At 69.6% G+C, this 18,972-nt stretch carries 16 protein-coding genes; 5 read left to right on the forward strand and 11 right to left on the reverse strand.

Annotation, left to right across the window (positions count from 1 at the left end):
- Positions 1 to 30 precede the first annotated feature (30 nt).
- The 3 genes from cysN to N788_RS12180 form a co-directional block, all read right to left on the reverse strand.
- The gene (cysN, locus tag N788_RS12170; protein WP_034225501.1) at positions 31 to 1,887 is read right to left on the reverse strand and encodes a sulfate adenylyltransferase subunit CysN; all 1,857 of its coding nucleotides are present in this window, start codon (positions 1,885 to 1,887) and stop codon (positions 31 to 33) included.
- Positions 1,888 to 1,994: 107 nt separating this feature from the next.
- Entirely contained in the window at positions 1,995 to 2,906 is a 912-nt protein-coding gene (gene cysD / locus N788_RS12175) for a sulfate adenylyltransferase subunit CysD (RefSeq protein ID WP_034225502.1), read from the reverse strand.
- Positions 2,907 to 2,958: 52 nt separating this feature from the next.
- Complete coding sequence (locus tag N788_RS12180; protein WP_160171928.1) at positions 2,959 to 4,740, reverse strand: SLC13 family permease; 1,782 nt, start codon at positions 4,738 to 4,740, stop codon at positions 2,959 to 2,961.
- Positions 4,741 to 4,849: 109 nt separating this feature from the next.
- On the opposite strand from N788_RS12180, the gene N788_RS12185 reads away from it, so the two are divergent.
- From N788_RS12185 to N788_RS12200, 4 genes are read left to right on the forward strand one after another with little or no spacing between them, the layout of a single operon-like run.
- Complete coding sequence (locus N788_RS12185; RefSeq protein WP_034225505.1) at positions 4,850 to 5,596, forward strand: electron transfer flavoprotein subunit beta/FixA family protein; 747 nt, start codon at positions 4,850 to 4,852, stop codon at positions 5,594 to 5,596.
- A gap of 12 nt (positions 5,597 to 5,608) precedes the next feature.
- Positions 5,609 to 6,547 (forward strand): electron transfer flavoprotein subunit alpha/FixB family protein, encoded by a 939-nt coding sequence (locus tag N788_RS12190; protein WP_034225507.1) that lies wholly within the window; start codon positions 5,609 to 5,611, stop codon positions 6,545 to 6,547.
- Entirely contained in the window at positions 6,544 to 7,704 is a 1,161-nt protein-coding gene (wecB, locus tag N788_RS12195; RefSeq protein WP_338022636.1) for a non-hydrolyzing UDP-N-acetylglucosamine 2-epimerase, read from the forward strand. Before N788_RS12190 ends, wecB begins: the two co-directional genes overlap by 4 nt.
- A gap of 23 nt (positions 7,705 to 7,727) precedes the next feature.
- Positions 7,728 to 9,056 (forward strand): glycosyltransferase family protein, encoded by a 1,329-nt coding sequence (locus N788_RS12200; RefSeq protein ID WP_152560482.1) that lies wholly within the window; start codon positions 7,728 to 7,730, stop codon positions 9,054 to 9,056.
- Here N788_RS12200 and N788_RS12205 read toward each other — a convergent pair.
- The 8 genes from N788_RS12205 to N788_RS15110 form a co-directional block, all read right to left on the reverse strand.
- Positions 9,006 to 10,076, reverse strand: a complete 1,071-nt coding sequence (locus tag N788_RS12205) for a M48 family metallopeptidase (RefSeq protein ID WP_051924632.1) — start codon at positions 10,074 to 10,076, stop codon at positions 9,006 to 9,008. The genes N788_RS12200 and N788_RS12205 overlap by 51 nt on opposite strands.
- The gene (locus tag N788_RS12210; protein ID WP_160171929.1) at positions 10,073 to 11,212 is read right to left on the reverse strand and encodes a YjgN family protein; all 1,140 of its coding nucleotides are present in this window, start codon (positions 11,210 to 11,212) and stop codon (positions 10,073 to 10,075) included. The genes N788_RS12205 and N788_RS12210 overlap by 4 nt, the downstream gene beginning before the upstream one ends.
- 43 nt (positions 11,213 to 11,255) lie before the next feature.
- A complete protein-coding gene (locus N788_RS12215; protein ID WP_034225511.1) occupies positions 11,256 to 11,636 on the reverse strand; it encodes a GtrA family protein in 381 nt (126 codons plus the stop codon).
- A gap of 7 nt (positions 11,637 to 11,643) precedes the next feature.
- The gene (locus tag N788_RS12220; protein ID WP_034225513.1) at positions 11,644 to 12,279 is read right to left on the reverse strand and encodes a CoA transferase subunit B; all 636 of its coding nucleotides are present in this window, start codon (positions 12,277 to 12,279) and stop codon (positions 11,644 to 11,646) included.
- Entirely contained in the window at positions 12,279 to 12,989 is a 711-nt protein-coding gene (locus N788_RS12225; RefSeq protein ID WP_034225515.1) for a CoA transferase subunit A, read from the reverse strand. Before N788_RS12225 ends, N788_RS12220 begins: the two co-directional genes overlap by 1 nt.
- 91 nt (positions 12,990 to 13,080) lie before the next feature.
- On the reverse strand, positions 13,081 to 14,616 hold the full coding sequence (locus N788_RS12230) for a class I SAM-dependent methyltransferase (protein WP_160171930.1): 1,536 nt from the start codon (positions 14,614 to 14,616) through the stop codon (positions 13,081 to 13,083).
- 13 nt (positions 14,617 to 14,629) lie between these two features.
- Positions 14,630 to 15,406 carry a methyltransferase domain-containing protein gene (locus tag N788_RS12235; protein WP_160171931.1) on the reverse strand — a complete coding sequence of 259 codons (777 nt, stop codon included), beginning with the start codon at positions 15,404 to 15,406 and terminating at the stop codon, positions 14,630 to 14,632.
- A gap of 46 nt (positions 15,407 to 15,452) precedes the next feature.
- Positions 15,453 to 16,472 carry a glycosyltransferase family 2 protein gene (locus tag N788_RS15110; RefSeq protein WP_244444135.1) on the reverse strand — a complete coding sequence of 340 codons (1,020 nt, stop codon included), beginning with the start codon at positions 16,470 to 16,472 and terminating at the stop codon, positions 15,453 to 15,455.
- A gap of 75 nt (positions 16,473 to 16,547) precedes the next feature.
- Between N788_RS15110 and N788_RS12245 the strand changes: the two genes are divergently transcribed.
- Complete coding sequence (locus N788_RS12245) at positions 16,548 to 18,968, forward strand: hypothetical protein (protein WP_034225521.1); 2,421 nt, start codon at positions 16,548 to 16,550, stop codon at positions 18,966 to 18,968.
- Positions 18,969 to 18,972: the final 4 nt, after the last annotated feature.

Below are 18,972 nucleotides of genomic sequence, written 5' to 3' on the forward strand. Positions count from 1 at the left end.
CGCGCCTGAAGGCGCTCCTACATTTGCCGCCTAGCCGAGGAGACGGGTGATGACGCGCGCCGCCATCGCTTCGGCCGACTCCTCGCCGCCGGCGAGGTGGATCTCCGGATGCTCCGGCGCCTCGTAGGGCGAATCGATGCCGGTGAAGTTCTTGATCTTGCCGGCGCGCGCCTTGGCGTAGAGGCCCTTGACGTCGCGGCGTTCGGCGTCCGCCAGCGGCGTGTCCACGAACACCTCGAGGAATTCGTCCTGGGGGAACAGTTCGCGGGCCATGCGCCGCTCGGCCCGGAACGGCGAGATGAAGCTCACCAGCACGATCAGGCCGGCGTCGGTCATCAGTCGCGCCACTTCGGCGACGCGGCGGATGTTCTCGACGCGATCCTCGTCGGTGAAACCCAGGTCCTTGTTCAGCCCGTGGCGCACGTTGTCGCCGTCGAGCAGGTACGTGTGGTAACCCTTGGCCAGCAGCTGCTTTTCGACCAGGTTGGCGACCGTGGACTTGCCGGCGCCGGACAGGCCGGTGAACCACAGGCAGCGCGGCGACTGGCCCTTGATGCGCGAGCGCGCCGCCTTGTCCACTTCCAGCGGCTGCCAGTGGATGTTGGCCGAGCGTCGCAGGGCGAATTCAAGCGTGCCGGCGCCGACCGTGGCATTGGACTGCCGGTCGATCAGGATGAAACCACCCAGCGCGCGATTGTCGCGATAGGCCTCGAAGGGGATGGCCTGGTCCAGGCCCAGGTTGCAGTAGGCGACTTCATTGAGCTCGAGCGACTTGGCCGCCAGCTGCGCCTGGGTGTTCACGTCGACCTTGTGCTTGATCTCGGTGACCTGAGCGCTGACGGTGCGCGCGCCGATCTTGAGCCAGTACGGCCGACCCGGCAGCAGCGGCGCGTCGCCCATCCACAGCAGGTGGGCGGCGAACTGGTCGGCCACCTGCGGCGCGGCGTCGGCGGCGGCGATGACGTCACCGCGGCTCACGTCCACTTCGTCGGCCAGGGCCAGGGTGATGGCCTGGCCGGCGCCGGCCCGTGGCAGGTCGCCGTCGGCGGTGACGATGCGCGCCACGGTCGAACGCCGCCCCGAGGGCAGCACCACCACCGCGTCGCCCGGGCGCACCTCGCCGGCGGCGATGGAGCCGGCGAAGCCGCGGAAGTCCTGGTTCGGCCGGCAGACCCACTGCACCGGCAGCCGGAAACCGACTTCGCTGCCGTCCCGGCGCGCGTCCACGGTTTCCAGGTGTTCAAGCAGGCTGGGGCCGGTGTACCAGGGCATCGCCGCCGAGGCGCCGGTCATGTTGTCGCCCCGCAGCGCCGACAGCGCAATCGCCTGCACGTGCGGGATGTCGAGCTGTTTCGCCAGGTCGGCGTAGCCGGCGACGATATCGTCGAATACCGCCTGGTCGTAGCCCACCAGGTCCATCTTGTTCACCGCCAGCAGCACGTGGCGGATGCCCAGCAGCGAAACGATGTAGCTATGCCGGCGCGTCTGCGTCAGCAGGCCCTTGCGCGCGTCCACCAGCACCACGGCAAGGTCGGCCGTGGAGGCGCCGGTGGCCATGTTGCGGGTGTACTGTTCGTGGCCCGGGCAGTCGGCGACGATGAACTTGCGCCGGTCGGTGTCGAAGAAGCGGTAAGCGACGTCGATGGTGATTCCCTGCTCGCGCTCGGCCGACAGGCCGTCGACCAGCAAGGCGAAGTCGATGCCCTCGCCCTGGGTGCCGTGGCGGCGGCTGTCGGCTTCCAGCGCCGCAACCTGGTCGTCGAACAGGCGCTTGGTGTCGTGCAGCAGCCGGCCAATCAACGTCGACTTGCCGTCGTCGACGCTGCCGCAGGTGATGAAGCGCAGCAGGCCCTTGGTTTCGTGCTGGCGCAGGTAATCAGCAACCAACGAGGCTTTTGTAGGAGCGCCTTCAGGCGCGAAGCCTTTGTCTTCGGCAAAGGAAGGATTCGCGCCTGAAGGCGCTCCTACAGGGGTGACGGGCTTGTCGGTGGCCATCAGAAATAGCCCTCCTGCTTCTTCTTTTCCATCGACGCCGACGGGTCGTGGTCGATTACCCGGCCCTGGCGTTCGGAGGTGGTGGCGACCAGCATCTCGGCGATGATCGCCTCGAGCGTATCGGCCTGCGATTCGATCGCACCGGTCAGCGGGTAGCAGCCCAGCGTGCGGAAGCGCACCTTGCGCATCTGCGGCGTCTCGCCGTCGCGCAGCGGCATGCGCGCGTCGTCGACCATGATCAGGCTGCCGTCGCGCTCGACCACCGGCCGCTCGGCGGCGAAATAGAGCGAAGGCACCGGGATCTTCTCGCGGTAGATGTAGAGCCAGACGTCGAGCTCGGTCCAGTTCGAGATCGGGAACACGCGCACGCTTTCGCCCTTGTGGATGCGGGCGTTGTAGAGGTTCCACAGCTCCGGGCGCTGGGTTTTGGGATCCCAGCGGTGCTGGGCACTGCGGAAGGAGAACACGCGCTCCTTGGCCCGGGACTTTTCCTCGTCGCGGCGGGCGCCGCCGATGGCCGCGTCGAAGCCCCACTTGTCCAGCGCCTGCTTCAGGGCCTGGGTCTTCATCACGTCGGTGTGCACGGTGGCGCCGTGGCTGAAGGGGTTCACGCCCTGGGCCTTGCCCTCGGGATTGGTATGGGTGTGCAGTTGCACGCCGGTTTCGGCGGCGCGGCGGTCGCGGAAGGCGATCATCTCGCGGAACTTCCAGCCGGTGTCCACGTGCAGCAGCGGGATCGGCGGCCGGGCCGGCGCGAAGGCCTTCACCAGCAGGTGCAGCAGCACCGAGCTGTCCTTGCCGACCGAATACATCATCACCGGGTTGCGGAACTCGGCCGCGACCTCGCGCAGGATGTGGATCGATTCGGCCTCGAGGCGGTCGAGGTGGGACAGGGTGTCGGCGGCAATCATCTCGGCGGCTTCGTCGGGGTCAGGGGCAGTATAGACAGGCAGTCGCCGGGGTTCAGAACGGGAAGAACCGTGGAATCAGCCACAGCGCCACCGTGCCGACCACCAGCGACAGCGGCCCGCCCAGGCGCACGTAGTCGGTGAAGCGGTAGCCGCCGGGACCGTAGACCATCAGGTTGGTCTGGTAGCCGATGGGCGTCATGAAGCCGGCCGAGGCGCCGATCATCAGCGCGATCACGAAGGGCATCGGGCTCACCCCCAGCTGCTCGGCCACGCCCATCGCGATGGGGAACACCAGGATCGCCGCGGCGTTGTTGGTCAGCAATTCGGTGAACGCCACCGCCATCACGTACACCAGCACCAGGCTGGCGAAGGGATCGGCACCGGCCAGCCCGCCCAGGCCCGAGGCGACGGCGGCAGCGACGCCGGTGCGGTCCACCGCCGCGCCCAGCGCGAACGAACAGGCGATCACCAGCAGCAGGCGCAGGTCCAGGCTGCGCCACAGTTCGACCAGCTTCACGCAGCGCGCCAGCACCACCGCCAGCGCCGCGCCCACCGCCGACCACAGGATGGGCAGGCCCAGCACCGAATTGGCCAGCACCATCAGGCCCAGGATGCCCAGGGTGGTCAGCGCGCGGCGCCGGTCCACCGGCCGCTCGCCGTCGAGCAGGGTCACCGTGAGGAAATCCGAGGCCGTGGCGAAGCGCACCGTGAACTCCGGGTCGGTTTCCACCAGCAGGGTGTCGCCGGCCTGCAGCACGACGTCGCCGGGCTTCTGGTGCAGGCGCTGGCCGTGGCGGTTGACCGCGATCACCACCGCGCCGTAACGATCGCGAAAGGTCGACTCGCGCAGCGTGTGGCCCACCGCCGGCGAGAACCGCGACAGCACCAGTTCGGCCAGGTGGCGCTTGGAGCTGACCGTATCGAGCTTGAACCACTGGTCGGTGGCCGGCCGAAGGCCCGGGATGCGGCGCAGTTCGCGCACCGCGTCGGTGCCGCCGACGAAGACCAGGCGGTCGCCCGCGCGCAGCACGGTGGCCGGGGCCACGGCCGAGAGCAGGTCGCGTTCGCGCGAGAGTTCGATCAGGAAGCTGCCCTTGAGGTGGCGCAGCCCGGCCGCGGCCACCGACTTGCCGGCCAGGCCGCCGCCTTCGGTGACCAGCATCTCGACCGCATATTCGCGGGCGTCCTTGGCCGCCTGGTCGAACGCGGACAGGCGCACCGGCAGCAGCCAGCGGCTGGCCACGCCCAGGTACAGCAGCCCCGCCAGCAGCACCGGGAAGGCGACCGGGAAGGGGTCGAACATGGCCATCGCCGGCAGGCCGCTGGCGATCACCAGGCCGGCCACGATCAGGTTGGTGCTGGTGCCCAGCAGCGAACACATGCCGCCCAGGATGGTGGCGTAGTTCATCGGCAGCAGCAGCTTCGAGGGCGCGACGCCGCTGGCCCGGCTCCAGTGCTCGACCGCCGAGGTCAGCGTGGCCACGATCGGGGTGTTGTTCACGAAGGCGCTCAGCGCCCCGGCCAGGCCGGACAGCCGCAGCCGGGCCCGCAGTTCGCCGCGCGGCGGCCCCAGCACGCCCCGGCCGATCCAGGCGATGGCGCCGGTGCTGCGCAGGGCCGCCACCAGCACGAACAGCACCGCCACGGTCAGCACGCCCGGGTTCCAGAAGCCGGCCAGCGCCTGGACCGGGGTGAGCACGCCGCCCAGGACCAGCAGGGCGGCCGCGCCCGCCAGCACCTTGTCCGGGCCCAGGCGACCCCACCACAGCAGGCCCAGCGTGGCCAGGACCACGCCGATCGTCAGCCACGCCTGCCAGCCCAAGCCCATCACCATACGGTTGCCCGCTCCGTGCACGCCCCCGGCACCAGCGGCCAAGGTAGAATTGCCGATTCTACTTGCGGGCGCTCCCCACGGGCGCCCACCGGAACGGAGCGCATCGAACATGAAGATTCTGGTCGGTTACAAGCGGGTCGTGGACTACAACGTCCGCATCCAGGTCAAGCCCGATGGGTCAGGGGTGGTCACGGACGGCGTCAAGCTCTCCGCCAACCCCTTCGACGACATCGCCCTGGAAGAAGCCCTGCGCCTGCGCGACAAGGGCATCGCCACCGAAGTCGTGGTCGTCACCCTGGGCCCGGCCGACTGCCAGGCGCACCTGCGCAATGGCCTGGCCATGGGCGCCAACCGCGCCATCCACGTGGTCACCGACCAGCCGGTGCAGCCGCTCACCGCCGCCCGGGCGCTGCTCAAGCTGGTCGAAAAGGAAGAGCCGCAGATCGTGCTGCTGGGCAAGCAGGCCATCGACGACGACGCCAACCAGACCGGCCAGATGCTGGCCACCCTCTGGGGCCGCCCGCAGGCCACCTTCGCCAGCAAGGTCGACGCCACCGACAGCACCGCCCTGGTCATCCGCGAGGTCGACGCCGGCCTGGAAACCCTGGAAGTGCAGCTGCCGGCGGTGATCACCACCGACCTGCGCCTGAACGAGCCGCGCTTCATCAAGCTGCCCGACATCATGAAGGCCAAGTCCAAGCCCATGGAAACCATCAACTTCGCCGACCTCGGCGTCGAGGACGGCAACCATCTCAAGACCAGCACCTACGCCCCGCCGGCCAAGCGCAGCCGCGGCGTGATGGTGAAGGACGTCGCCGAGCTGGTCTCGGCCCTCAAGGCCAAGGGCCTGGCCTAAGGAGACCCAGACATGAGCAAGATCCTTATCGTTGCCGAACACCTCGACGGCAAGCTGAACCCCTCCACCGCGCGCTGCGTCAGCTGCGCCCAGGCCATCGACGGCGCCGAGATCCACGTCGCCGTGCTGTCCGATTCGCCCGACGCGGTTGCCGCGGAAGCCGCGAAGATCGACGGCGTCGCCAAAGTGCTGGCCGTTGCCAACGCCGCCAACGCCCACCCGGTGGCCCAGGTGCTGGCGCCCCAGGTCGCCAAGCTGGCCGAGGGTTATTCGCACGTGTTCGGCCCCTCCACCACTTTCGGCAAGGACCTGATGCCCTGCGTCGCGGCCCTGCTGGGCGTGGCCCAGGTCTCGGACATCATGGCGGTCGAGTCCTCGCACGTGTTCAAGCGGCCGATCTACGCCGGCAACGCCATCATCACCGTCGAAGCACCGTCGTCGATGACCGTGGTCGCCACCGTGCGCACCGCCTCCTGGCCGCAGGCCGGCGAAGGCGGCAGCGCCAGCGTCGAACCGACCAGCGTCACCGCCACCCTGCCCGAGCACACCCGCTTCGTCGAACTCAAGCAGGGCAAGTCCGACCGCCCCGACCTGCAGGGCGCCGCCAAGGTGATCTCCGGCGGCCGCGCGATGGGTTCGCCGGACGCGTTCAAGATCATCTACTCGCTGGCCGACAAGATGGGTGCCGCCGTCGGTGCCTCGCGCGCCGCGGTCGACGCCGGCTACGTGCCCAATGAACTGCAGGTCGGCCAGACCGGCAAGATCATCGCGCCCGACCTGTACGTCGCCATCGGCATCTCCGGCGCCATCCAGCACCTGACCGGCATCAAGGACGCGGGCACCATCGTCGCGATCAACAAGGACCCGGAAGCGCCGATCTTCGAGATCGCCGACATCGGCCTGGTCGGCGACCTGTTCCAGATCGTGCCGGAGCTGGAGAAGGCGCTTTGACGAACGCCGCTGACGCGGCCCCGCGGCGGATCATGGTGGTGTTCGGGACGCGTCCCGAAGCCATCAAGATGGCGCCGGTGGTGGCCGCGTTGAAGGCCACGCCGGGCGTCGAGACCCTGGTCTGCGTCACCGCCCAGCACCGGCAGATGCTCGACCAGGTGCTCGAGCTGTTTGGCCTGGTGCCCGACGACGACCTCGACCTGATGGCCCCCGGGCAGTCCCTGCCCGACCTGTTCGCGCGCATCCTCACCGGCATGACCACGGTGCTGGAAAATCGCCGGCCCGACCTGGTGCTGGTGCACGGCGATACCTCGACGACGCTGGCGACGGCGCTGGCGGCGTTTTACGCCCGCGTACCCGTCGGCCACGTCGAGGCCGGCCTGCGCACCGGCAACCTGCAGGCACCCTGGCCGGAAGAAGCCAACCGCCGCCTGACCGCGCCGATCACAGCGCTGCATTTCGCGCCGACGACCCGTTCGCGCGACAACCTGCTGGCGGAGAACCTGCCGGCGGCGTCGATCCACGTCACCGGCAACACCGTCATCGACGCGCTGCTGGCCGTGGTCGGCCGCATCGAAGCCGAGCCGGAGCTGGCCGCGTCGCTGGCCGCGCGTTTTCCCTTCCTCGACGCCGAAAAACGCCTGGTGCTGGTCACCGGCCACCGCCGGGAGAACTTCGGCGACGGCTTCGAGCAGATGTGCCTGGCCATCCGCGACCTGGCCGAACGCGGCGATACCCAGGTGCTCTATCCGGTGCACCTGAACCCGCAGGTGCAGGCCCCGGTGAAACGCATCCTGGGCGACGTGCCCGGCGTGGTGCTGGTCGAGCCCCAGGACTACCTGCCCTTCGTCTACCTGATGACCCGCGCCCACCTGATCCTCACCGACTCGGGCGGCATCCAGGAAGAAGCGCCCTCGCTGGGCAAGCCGGTGCTGGTGATGCGCGACACCACCGAACGCCCCGAGGCCGTCGAAGCCGGCACCGTGCGCCTGGTCGGCACCGACCGCGCCCGCATCGTCGCCGAAGCCAGCCGCCTGCTCGACGACCCTGCGGCCCGGGCCGAGATGGCGCGGGCCCATAATCCTTACGGCGACGGCCACGCCGCGGCCCGGATCGCTGGCATCATCACCGGCACCGGGAACGTCCCGGCCCTCTGAGCGGGAGTCTGGCCACGGACAGCGTGTCGCCAAGCCAACCCAGCCTGCGCGGACGCACCGTCCTCGTGGTCAGCCATGATTTCCCGCCGGCGCGCAGCCCGCAGGCGATCCGGGCGATGGCCTTCACCCGGCGCCTGGCCGACGAAGCCGACCAGGTGTGGGTGCTGACCCGCAGCCGCCTGCCCGGCTTCGCCGAACCGGCGCTGCCGGCCAACGTGCGCGTGCTGCGGGCTTCGCCCGGCTGGCTGGAAGAACGTATCGACCGCCTGGTTGCGCGTCGTCGACATTCGGAAGTGGATGACGAGGCGCAGCCCACCGCCGACGGCAGCGTCAATGCCTCGCCAGCAGCACTGAACTGGAAAGGCCGCGCCATCAACCGGCTGCGCCGCACGATGGATGCGCTGTGTTTCCCCGACGGCCGCGCGCTGTGGGTGCGCGACGCCCGGCGCCAGCTCGAGGCGCTGTGCGCGGCGCAGCGTCCCAACGTCGCCCTGGTGATGCACGAACCCGCCGCCTCGTTGCTGGTCGGCCGCCAGCTCACCCGGCTCGGCATTCCCTGGCTGGCCGATCTTGCCGACCCGGTGCTGGCGCCGTACACGCCCTGGCACTGGCGCGGACCTGCGGCCCGGTTGGAAGCGGCCGCGCTGCGGGAAGCCGGCGCCGCCAGCGCCACCAACCCGGCCACCGCCGCGCTGCTGGCCCAGCGCCACGGCCCCCTGCCCCATGCCATCGCGGTGCTGCCGCAGGGCTTCACGCCGCAGGCCGCGGTGCCGATGCCGGCCGGCAATGGCCTGCGCCTGGTCTACACCGGCCGCTTTTACCCCTTCCGCGATCCGGCCGCGCTGCTCGAAGCCGTCGCCGCCACGCCGGGCGTCGAGCTGGTGATCGCCGGACCGGAAATGCCCGAGGCCGTGCTCGCCGCCGCCACGCGGCATCCGCAGGCCATCGTCCTGGCGGGTGAACTGGGCCACCGCGACGCCCTGGCGCTGCAGATGACCGCCGACGTGCTGGTCAGCGTCGGCAACGCCGGCACGGCGCAGTCACCGGGCAAGGTGCAGGAATATTTCGGCGCCGCGCGGCCGCTGCTGCATGTTTTCCATGACGACGGCGACCCGGCCCCGGCCCTGGTGCAGTCCACCGGCCGCGGCCTGGCCTGCCCGGCGCGCGCCGATGCGCTGGCCACGACCCTGCGCGAATTGCTCGCGCTCAAGCGCGGCGGCGAACTCGGCGCGCGCTTCGACCTTTCGCCCGAAGCGGTGGCCGACTACCACTGGGACGCAATCACCGCACGATTGTCGGCGCTACTCGCCGGCCTGGTCGCTGCCGACGGCCTCGTCCGCCGCGGACCCTGAAGCCGCGGCGGCGCGCGCCGCCTCGATGCGTTCTGCACTGGGCGGGTGCGAAGACAGGTAGCCGATGGGGCCGAGGCCGGAATCGATTTTCCCGTCGAAGCTCATGCGCCCCATGATCCGGGCGAAGGCATCGGGCGAATAACCTTTCGCCGCCAGCTGCCGGAAAGCGAACTCGTCGGCCTCGCGCTCGTGCTGGCGGCTGTAGCCGCTTTCGACCAGCAGCACCGGCAGCGACACCGACAGCGCGCCGGTGCCCGACACGTCGCCGAACAGGAAGCCCACCACCACCAGCATCGCCGACTTCTCCAGCGCCCGGCGCAGGCCGTGGCGGTGTTCGTGGTGGCCGGCCTCGTGGGCCAGCACGGCCAGCAACTCTTCATCATCCTTGGCCAGCGTGACCAGCTGGTCGGTCATCACCACCTGACCGTCGGGCAGCACGAAGGCGTTCGGGCCGATGCCCGGGGCGTGCCGGAAGTCCAGGCGCAGCCCGTCGGCGCGCGGCAGGCCGCGGGTCATGTCGAAGAAACTTTGCTGCAGCGATTCCCGACGCGGTGCCGGCAGGCGGGTCGGTTCCAGCAGGTGGCCATCGAGCAGGGCCAGGGCCTGGTTCGAAATGGTGCGCTCGATCGGCGGCGGCACCAGGGGGGCAACTTCGCGCGCCATCCAGGGCAGGCCGAGCTGGAAAAAAGCGATGACGCCAACCACCAGTGCCGCCGTCGCCGACAGCACCGCGGCGCGGCGGCGTTCGAGCCAGTCCACCGCGGCTTCGATGCGGCTGCGGCCGGGCAGCCACTGGTCGAGCAGCGGTGAGTGTTCGAGTTCCATATGGCCGCCGCCAACGAAACGCAGTTCGCGCGCCAGCTGGCCCAGGCGCGGGCTGAGCGTCACCTCGCCGGCGTCGAATTCGCGCTCGCCCTCGGCGATGGCCAACACCAGCCGCCCCGGAGCCGGCGAACGCAGCCGGGCCGGCTGGCCCCGGCTGCTGCGGCCGTCGTACCAGGTGCCCGGCAGTTCGGTCACAGGCCGATGCCCACGTCCAGGTCGAGCGCGTCAACGAGCTCGGCACTGGCAGCGCTCTCGGCGCGTTCGGCTTCGGCCACGAAGTCGTCCAGGTCGCCCAGCGCCAGCAGCTCGAAATGCGCGGCGCGATACTTCGCCAGCCGCACCATCGCCCAAGGCACGGCCAGGCCCAGGCTGAAGACGATGGCGAGGCCGTTGCTGAGGTAGATCCAGATGATGTCGCGCGCCCGCAGCGTGCAGGCGAAGCGATGCGGCCCCAGCCGGGTATTGCCCCACATCAGGTTGGTGTAGCGCGTGCGCAGGAACACCGGCAGCACCAGCAGGGCCAGGTACACGAAGATGATCGGAACGAACATCGCCACCAGGGCTTCGCTGGACGGCTCGCCGCCCGTGCCCGCGCCTTCCATGAAGAATGCGATCCCGAAAATAGCCACCATCATCACCATGTACGCCGCGAAACCCGCGCCCAGGGTGATCGCGAACGGGATGTAATAAGGCCCGAGCTCGCCCTGGAACCCGAACCGCAGGCCGCCGAAACGATGCCCGGTGACGATGTATTCCTGCTGGTGCTTTCGCACCCAGGGCAGCAGCATGTACATCGTCGGGATCATCAGCAGCGGCCGGAACATGAAGTTCAGGTAGGCATCGTCGACGCCGTTGACGAAACGAAAGCGCAGCCCGCGCCAGGCCGAATAGCGCGCCCGGAACCGCAGCGCCCGCTGCAGCAGCCAGGGCAGCAGCAGCAGGATGGCGATGACCAGCGGGAAATAGACCACCAGGAAACCAAAGTGGGCAGTGATGCCCAGGGCGATGACCACCGCGTAGGCGATCAGCCGGCCCTTGAGGATCTGGATCGGCGTGGCCAGGTACTCGAAGGCCGAACCGTCGATGCGGGTATTGCCGTAGAAATAGCGCTCGGTGCGCACCTTGGCCCAGGCCGAATAAATGCCCAGGGTCAGCAGGGTCAAGACGACATTGACGATCCAGATGCCGAAATATTCCCCGGCCCGGCCGTGGAACTGCACCGGCAGGCGCCGCGGCTCGTGCGGCGGCGGCTGGGTCGGCAAGGCCGGCGGCTGCGCCGGCGGCTCGACAGGCGCCGAATCCACCGGCACCACGAAATCTTCAGCTGACATGGTTTCCCCGAAAATCCCGGCTCCCCTGCCGGCCATCCGGATGTTACCTGTAGATCCAATATTTCGCGGCCAGGAATCCGATGGCCGCCAGCACGGCATCCACCAGCGGCTTGCCCAGCCAGGCCGCGTGCAGGCCGTGCAGCTGGTCCAGGCCCATCACCGCCAGCGTGCTGAGTGCGCTCATCGCCAGCCAGAAGATCACGTAGCGCAGCAGGCGACGCCGGCCCAGGCGCGGCGGTTCACCCGGATTGGCGAAGGTGAAGCGGCCATTGGCCCAGAAGCCCAGGCTGGCGCCTGCGACGCGGCCGACCAGGTTGGCCGGCAGCACCGCCACGCCCAGCGCGGTCAGGGCCACGAAGCAGGCCCAGTCCAGCAGCAGCTGCAGGCCGCCGACCAGGCCGAAGCCGACGACCTGGCGGATCATGGCTGGCTCAGGCCGCCGTGCGGAAGGGCACGCCGGTCTTGCCGCGCAGTTCGTCCTCGCTGACGCCGGGCGCGGTTTCCACCAGCACCAGGCCATCGGCGGTGACGTCCATCACGGCCAGGTCGGTGATGATGCGGTCGACCACGCCGACGCCGGTCAGCGGCAGCGTGCACTGCGGCAGGATCTTCGGCTCGCCGGTCTTGGTGCAGTGCTCCATCAGCACCACCACGCGCTTGACGCCGGCCACCAGGTCCATGGCGCCGCCCATGCCCTTGACCATCTTGCCGGGCACCATCCAGTTGGCCAGGTCGCCCTGGTCGGTGACTTCCATCGCGCCCAGGATCGCCAGGTCGATGTGGCCGCCGCGGATCATCGCGAAGCTGTCGTGGCTGCCGAAGTAGCTGGCGCCCTCGCGGGCAGTGACGGTCTGCTTGCCGGCGTTGATCAGGTCGGCGTCCACTTCCTCTTCGGTCGGGAACGGGCCGATGCCGAGCAGTCCGTTTTCCGACTGCAGCCAGACGTCGACGCCGTCGGGGATGTGGTTGGCGACCAGGGTCGGCAGGCCGATGCCCAGGTTCACGTAGGCGCCGTCGGTGAGTTCGGCGGCGGCGCGCTGCGCCATTTCATCGCGGGTCCAGGCCATCAGTTCGCTCCTTGCACGGTGCGCTGCTCGATGCGCTTCTCGGGGGTGGGGTTGTGCACGATGCGGTCGACGTAGATGCCGGGCAGGTGCACGTGGTCTGGATCGATGGCGCCGACCTCCACCACTTCCTCGACTTCGGCCACGCAGACCTTGCCGGCCATGGCGCAGGCCGGGTTGAAGTTGCGCGCGGTCTTGCGGAACACCAGGTTGCCGGCCTTGTCGGCCTTCCAGGCCTTCACCAGCGACACGTCGGCGACCAGGGCGGTCTCGAGCACGTAGTGCTTGCCGTTGAACTCACGGGTTTCCTTGCCCTCGGCCACGACCGTGCCGTAGCCGGTGGCGGTGAAGAAGGCCGGGATGCCGGCGCCGCCGGCGCGCAGGCGCTCGGCCAGGGTGCCCTGCGGGTTGAACTCGAGCTCGAGCTCGTTGGCCAGGAACTGGCGGGCGAATTCCTTGTTCTCGCCCACGTAGGACGAAATCATCTTGCTGATCTGCCGGGTTTCCAGCAGCTGGCCCAGGCCGAAGCCATCGACGCCGGCGTTGTTGGAAATGGCGGTCAGCCCTTTCACGCCCGAATCGCGCAGCGCGCCGATCAGGGCCTCGGGAATGCCGCACAGGCCGAAACCGCCGACGGCCAGCGTCTGCCCGTCGGCCACCAGGCCGTCGAGCGCGGACCGGGCGTCCGGGTAAAGCTTGGAAGCACGCGTCATGGGAGTCCTCGGGAGGTCTGGAAACCGCCATTCTACCGGCTGCGGCGCCAGGGCCGGGATCGTACTTTAGGACCGCCGGCCGGCCGGCGGCTCAGTCCCTGGGCAGCGGCGGCGCGCGCAGGACATCGCGCTTGGATCGCCAGACACCGTTGACCGACGTGCCCCGCCCGCCTTCGAGCCAATGAAGGGCCTCGGCCCGGGTCGCGTCCCGGACCAGCGCCAGGTCGGCCGGGTCGGCCAGGTCGAAGTTGCCGGCATAGGCCGGATCGACCAGCCGCCAGAGGAAACAGTCGCGCACGTGCACGTCCACCGGCAGGAAGTAGCGGCCCAGCAGGCCTTCGATGTCCTGGCTGCGAATGCCCTCGAAACAGGCGCGTGAAAAATCCTGCTTGGGAATACGGGCATCCACCTGGCCGGTGCCGGCGTTGCGCCGTTTTTGCTCGGGCCAGGCGCAGAAGACGGCGTCGGCCGCCTCGGCGGCGTCCGGCCAGAGCCGGTTGCCATTGCGTCCGATCTGTTCGCCGATGAGCCAGAACTCGCCCTCGGGCGCCAGCGTCGCGGCGATGCCGGCGAGCACCCGTTCGAGTTCGACCAAGTGGTGCAGGCCGGAGGTGATGTTGACCACGTCGAATTCGCCCAGGTCCGGGCCGACCTGGTCGACGTTGCCGAGCACCCGGTCGACCTCGACGCACGCCGGCATGCCGTTCGCGGCGCGCTCGAGCAGCGCGGGGTTCACGTCCACCAGGCACAGGCGCACTGGCACGTCGGCGCGTTCGAGCAGGGAACGCTCGACGGCGGCGTTGCCGGCGCACAGCGACAGCATGCGCAGCGGCTGCCCCGGCCGGCGTTCCTGCAGCATGCGCAAGCGCGCCGCAAAGTCGGGTGCCGGCACCGGCAGCAAATGGCGCAGCAGGCGATGCGCGTAGTGGAAGGCGTTTTCCGCCGGCTGCGGCGCCAAATCGCGCAATCGTTCGTCCCAGATGGCCAGGTCCGGCGCCGGCCGTTCGCTGGCCTGCGCCGGCAGTTCCCGCAGCGGGGCCGCCTCGGGTCGTGCGACGGCGGCCGGGTTCTGGCGATTGGCGTAGAACGCGGCGTCGTAGGAGCCGCTGAAATGCGCCAACTCGTTTTCCAGGCGCCAGGCCGCGTGGGTCCGGGCCCGCAGCAGGGGCACGCGGTCGAAACGCCCCACCACCCATTCGATCACCGCCAGCCAGTCCGCGTCCGGAATGCCCTGGGGGCCTGGACCACAGCGAAGTTCCAGCGCGTAGCGCTGGCCCTCGGCCAGGGGCAGGGTGACCAGCAGCGCGGCCTCGCCGTTGTTGTCGGCCTCGTTGTCCAGGGTCCAGCACAGCAGTTTTCGCGCCGGGCCAGCGTCGGAGAGCAGCCACAGTTCCGCCGTCAGCCCATCGGCACTGATCTGCGGCAGGCCGCGGGCCACCACCAGGCTGACCTGGGTTTCGACCTCGGCCTCCAGCCAGGGGCTGCGCAACAACTCGCCGGGCACCAGTACCACCGCGCGCGAACGCTCGCCCGCATGCGCCAGTTCCCGCCACCGGGGCGACAGCTCCATCACCGTTTCGAGCCGGGCGTCGCCACCTTCGTCGAGCACGAATTCGCGCGGTGTCATGCCGGTCATCCGATCAGGCCCGGGCCAAAACCGGCAGCGACCACTGGCAGGGCCAGTGCACGCCGATCTCGGGCAGGTCTTCGTCGGCGATGCGGACCTCGCTGAAGCCGGCCGCGCGCAGTTCCGCCAACAGCGAGTCACGCGAGAACAGCCGCATTTCCAGGGTACTGCCGGGGCCGCCGTGGAAAACGAGGTTTTCGAAGACTTCCTCGACGCCGTCCCGGCGCCTGTTGCGCAGCCGGAAGCCGCTGACGGCATCGCCTTCCAGGCACCATTCGTGCAGGTCCGGGAAGTGTTCGACCGTGTGCGAGACCTCCAGCGCGTAGGGCACGGTCATCACCAGCAAACCGCCGGGCTTGAGCAGCCGGCGCGCCCCTTCGAAGGCCTTGGACACCGGCGGCAGCACGTGTTCGAAGACGTCGGTGGAAATGATGAAGTCGCAGCTGCCGGCGATGTCGTCGCCGATCTGCGTGATGTCCAGCCGCGGTTCCTGGTGATAGAACGTGTTGTCGTAGTCCACCACCCGGGCCAGGCGCGTGGCGTATTCCACCCAGTCGCTCAGGCCGACACCGCGGATGTCCTTGCGCACCGGCTGTTCCTCGAGCGGCCGCAAATCGCCGAACAGTTCGCGGGTCAGCAGGCCGATGATCGAACGCATGCGCAGGGTCGAACCACAGCGATCGCAGCTGGCGGTTTCCCGCTCGAGCCGGTCGCGCGGGCATTGGCAATCGTTGCCGCAGATATTGCAGCGAAAACGCACCGTCGGGTCCGGCGGGGCGACGACGCTCACGTGCGGGTCCATAGGAACACCATGGTCGGGGGGAGCCCGATTTTAGTCACATCCGCCGGTGGCGATGCAGCAGCGTATGCAGGGGCCGCCGCGGCACGTTGGCGATATCGTGGTTGAGGAAGGCCAGCACGAACTGCAGGCCGCTGACGAAGGTCACCACCGCCACCATCACGGTGCCGGTGGCCGCGGCCTGGCCGGTGCTGGCCGAAAGCCACCAGTGCCACCCCCCGAAAACCAGCGAAAACCCCAGGAGAAGCACGCCCGCGAGCAGCTCCAGCGACGCCGCCGGCAGGTCGCGCAGGTAATAGTTGTAGACCAGGCGCTTGCCGGCATTGCGAAGGTGCTTGAAGGCGAACTCGCCCAGCACGCGCGAGACCCTGAGGTTGCTCTTTTCGTCGCCGTAGCGCGCGTCCATCGGCACGTCCACCACCACCGCGCGCAGGGTGCCCAGCCGGAACAGCAGGTCGGTCTCGAAAAAATACCGGCGGCTCACCTGGTCCAGGGGCAAACGTTCGGCGACGGCGACATGCAGCGCGGTGTAACCGTTGGTGGGATCGAAGATGTCCCAGTAACCGCTGGAAACCTTGGCCAGGAACGACAGCCCGAGATTGCCCAGCCGCCGCAGCAGCGGCATGCGGCCGATCTGGCGCAGGTCCCAGAAACGATTGCCCTTGGTGTAGTCCGCTTCGCCGCGAAGGATCGGCGCCACCAGCTCCGGCAGCAGGGCAGGGTCCATCTGGCCGTCGCCATCGAGCTTGACCACGACGTCCATGCCGTCGGCGATGGCCTGGCGATAGCCGGTGATCGTGGCGCCGCCGACCCCCTGGTTCTGGTCGTGGCGCAGCACCCTGACGCGGGGGTCGTGGGTTCCGGCTTCGATGTGGTCGGCGCTGGCCTCGGGGCAGGCGTCGTCAACGCAGTAAATGCGGGTGACGTCCGGGCCAATGGCCTCGATCACGCCCAGCACGTGGGCACGGACCCGGTAACAGGGAATCACCACCGCCACCCGGGGCCGCTTGCCCGGGGCTTGCGAAACGATGTTCGTGCTTGCGTCATTTGTCGCCAAGGCAGGTACCTGTCTTGTTGCCGTGCAGTCCGATTTGAGAGTATCGCGCAACGCCGCCGCCCTGGCTCCTGCCGTATGCCATTGCTCCGAACGCTCGCACTCGCCGCTGGCCTGCTTGCCCTGGCCGCGGGCATGGTCGTGTATCCCTTCGACTACCGGGACCTGGCCCCTCGCCTGCAGGATTCGCTGGTGCTGGCCCTGCTCGCCGGCGGACTGGCGGGCCTGCTGGCCTGGCGGCTGCGTATCCGGGCGGCAAGCGCCGTGTTGCTGGCCAGCCTGCCGGTGGCGGGCGTGGCCCTGGCCGGACTGCCCGACGCGGCAGCCATGACCCTGCTGCTGCTGGGCGCGGTCGCCATGGGCACGCTGCTGCCGCCGGTGGCAGGCACGTCGCCGCTGCTGCGCGTCGTTGCCGGCCTGGGCCTGCTGGCGGGCGTGGCGGGCTGGCTGCTGCCCTTCCCCGTGCACCACGCCGGCAGCTGGGCGCTGGCGCTTGCGATCCTGCTGCTGTGGCGCCGGCGACAGGTGAAACACGACCTGCAGGCCCTGGCCAGCGAGTTCCGCCAGGGCGTCGACGAGGCGCCGGGAACGGCCTTCGCCGTCTGCCTGCTGGCCTTCGTCGTGTCCGCGCCCGCCTGGCTGCCGGTGCAGATGGCCGACGATATCGCCTACCACCTGGGCCTGGTCTGGGAACTGATGCAGTTCGGCCATGCACGCTTCGACGTCGGCACCCAGGTCTGGGCGTTGGCGCCCTGGTCCACCGACGTACTGCATGCGCTGGTTTCGCTGCTGGCGGGCGACGAGAGCACCAGCTTCCTCAATTGCGCCTGGCTGTTGATGGCGGCGTGGCTGGTCCGCGGCCTGGCGCGTTCGCTGGGTTTGTCGCCGCGGCTGTCCTGGCTGGCCGCGGCGGCCTACCTCAGCCTGCCGATGAGCTACATGCTGGTGGGCAGCCTGCAGGTGGAATCGGCCACGCCGGCCATGATGGCCTGCGTGGCCAGCCTGCTGGTCGCGCGTGTGCCGCCGGGGCGCGCGCCGCTCTGGCTGCTCGCCACCCTGGCCGGCACCCTGATGGGCAGCAAGGTCAGCAACGGCTTGCTGCTGCTGCCGTTTTTCGTCTGGTGGCTGCTGCAGTGGCGAGCCGCCCTGCCCTGGCGCGACCTGCCCGTGGCGATCGGCCTGGGCGTGCTGGCCGGCGGGTCCAGCTATGCCTATGCCTGGGGCCTGGCCGGCAACCCGGTGCTGCCACTGATGAACGCCTATTTTGGTTCGCCGTGGTTTCTTCCTGAAAATTTCATCGACCCAACCTGGACCAGCGGCCTGGGCTGGGACCTGCCCTGGCGCTGGGTTTTCCAGACGCCGACTTTCCACGAAGGCGGACGCATCGGTGCCGCGGGCGTACTGCCCATCGCACTGCTGGGCGGCTTGCTGCTGGCGGTGCAGCCCCTGCGCAGCCGCGCCCTGGCCCTGGCGACGCTGGCGTCGGCGGCCCTGCTGCTGAGCCAGATCCAGTACCTGCGCTACCTGCACCCGCTGATGCCGATGATGGCGGTGCTGATGCTCGCCGGCCTGGCGGGCACGCCGGCCGCCGGGCGCGAGCGGCTGCTGGCCGGGGTCATGACGACCCTGGTGGCCATCCAGGTGCTCTTGCTGCCAACCAGTTCGTGGCTGCTGATGACGCGCGAGATCCGCGTGCTGGCCACCCAGGGCCGGGACGCGGTGCTCGTGCGCACCGTGCCGGAACGGCTGTTGGCGCGCCATTTCCGCAACACCGCCGAACCCGGCGACTTCCTGCTCTACGCCCATTCAACCAACGCGGTCATGGCCGAGCTGCCACGCCAGTCGGCGGCCGTCAGCTGGCATAGCCAGTTCATCTGGGACATCCGGCTGCAGGGCTGGGACTGGCCGGCGATGCTCGAGGCCAGTGGCGCCACCCACCTGGTCGTGCGGCATCCGGAGGAACTGCCCGGCCTGGCCAGCGTTCTCGAGCAGGCCAGCGTGGTCACCCGGGCGGGCCCGGCCACGCTCTACCGGCTGGCGCCCGCGATCCTGACGCCACGGTCGCTGCCCGCGGCGAAAGGCGAGATCGCCCTGGCGCTGCCGCTTGCCGCCACGCACGCCTCCACCGGCTGGCTGGAGCTGCAGCTTGCGTGCACCCCTGACATGTCGGCGGTCAGCCTGGCCTGGGAACTGGACCGCCCGGGCCGTCCTGCGATCCAACGCTGGACCCAGGCCCCCTGCCAGGACGGCACGGCGCAGGCGCGCATGTATTTCGCCGCACTCGCCGGCGCCGACTCGCTGCGCGTCGGCGCACGGGCCCTGCCGGAAGGCCAGGGCTTGCCGGTTGCCCTGCGGCATGCCCGGGCCAACCTTCGCCGCGATCCCACCGCGGAAACGGAGCGCTTCCACATGATCTGGGACGCTGTCTGCGCCCGGCCCGGCTGCGGCCGGGACCGCAGCTGGCTGCGGGTGGATCGCTGGGACGCGGTTCGCGACTAGGCGC

This window comes from Arenimonas donghaensis DSM 18148 = HO3-R19 (assembly GCF_000743535.1).
GTDB classification, from domain to species: Bacteria; Pseudomonadota; Gammaproteobacteria; order Xanthomonadales; family Xanthomonadaceae; genus Arenimonas; species Arenimonas donghaensis.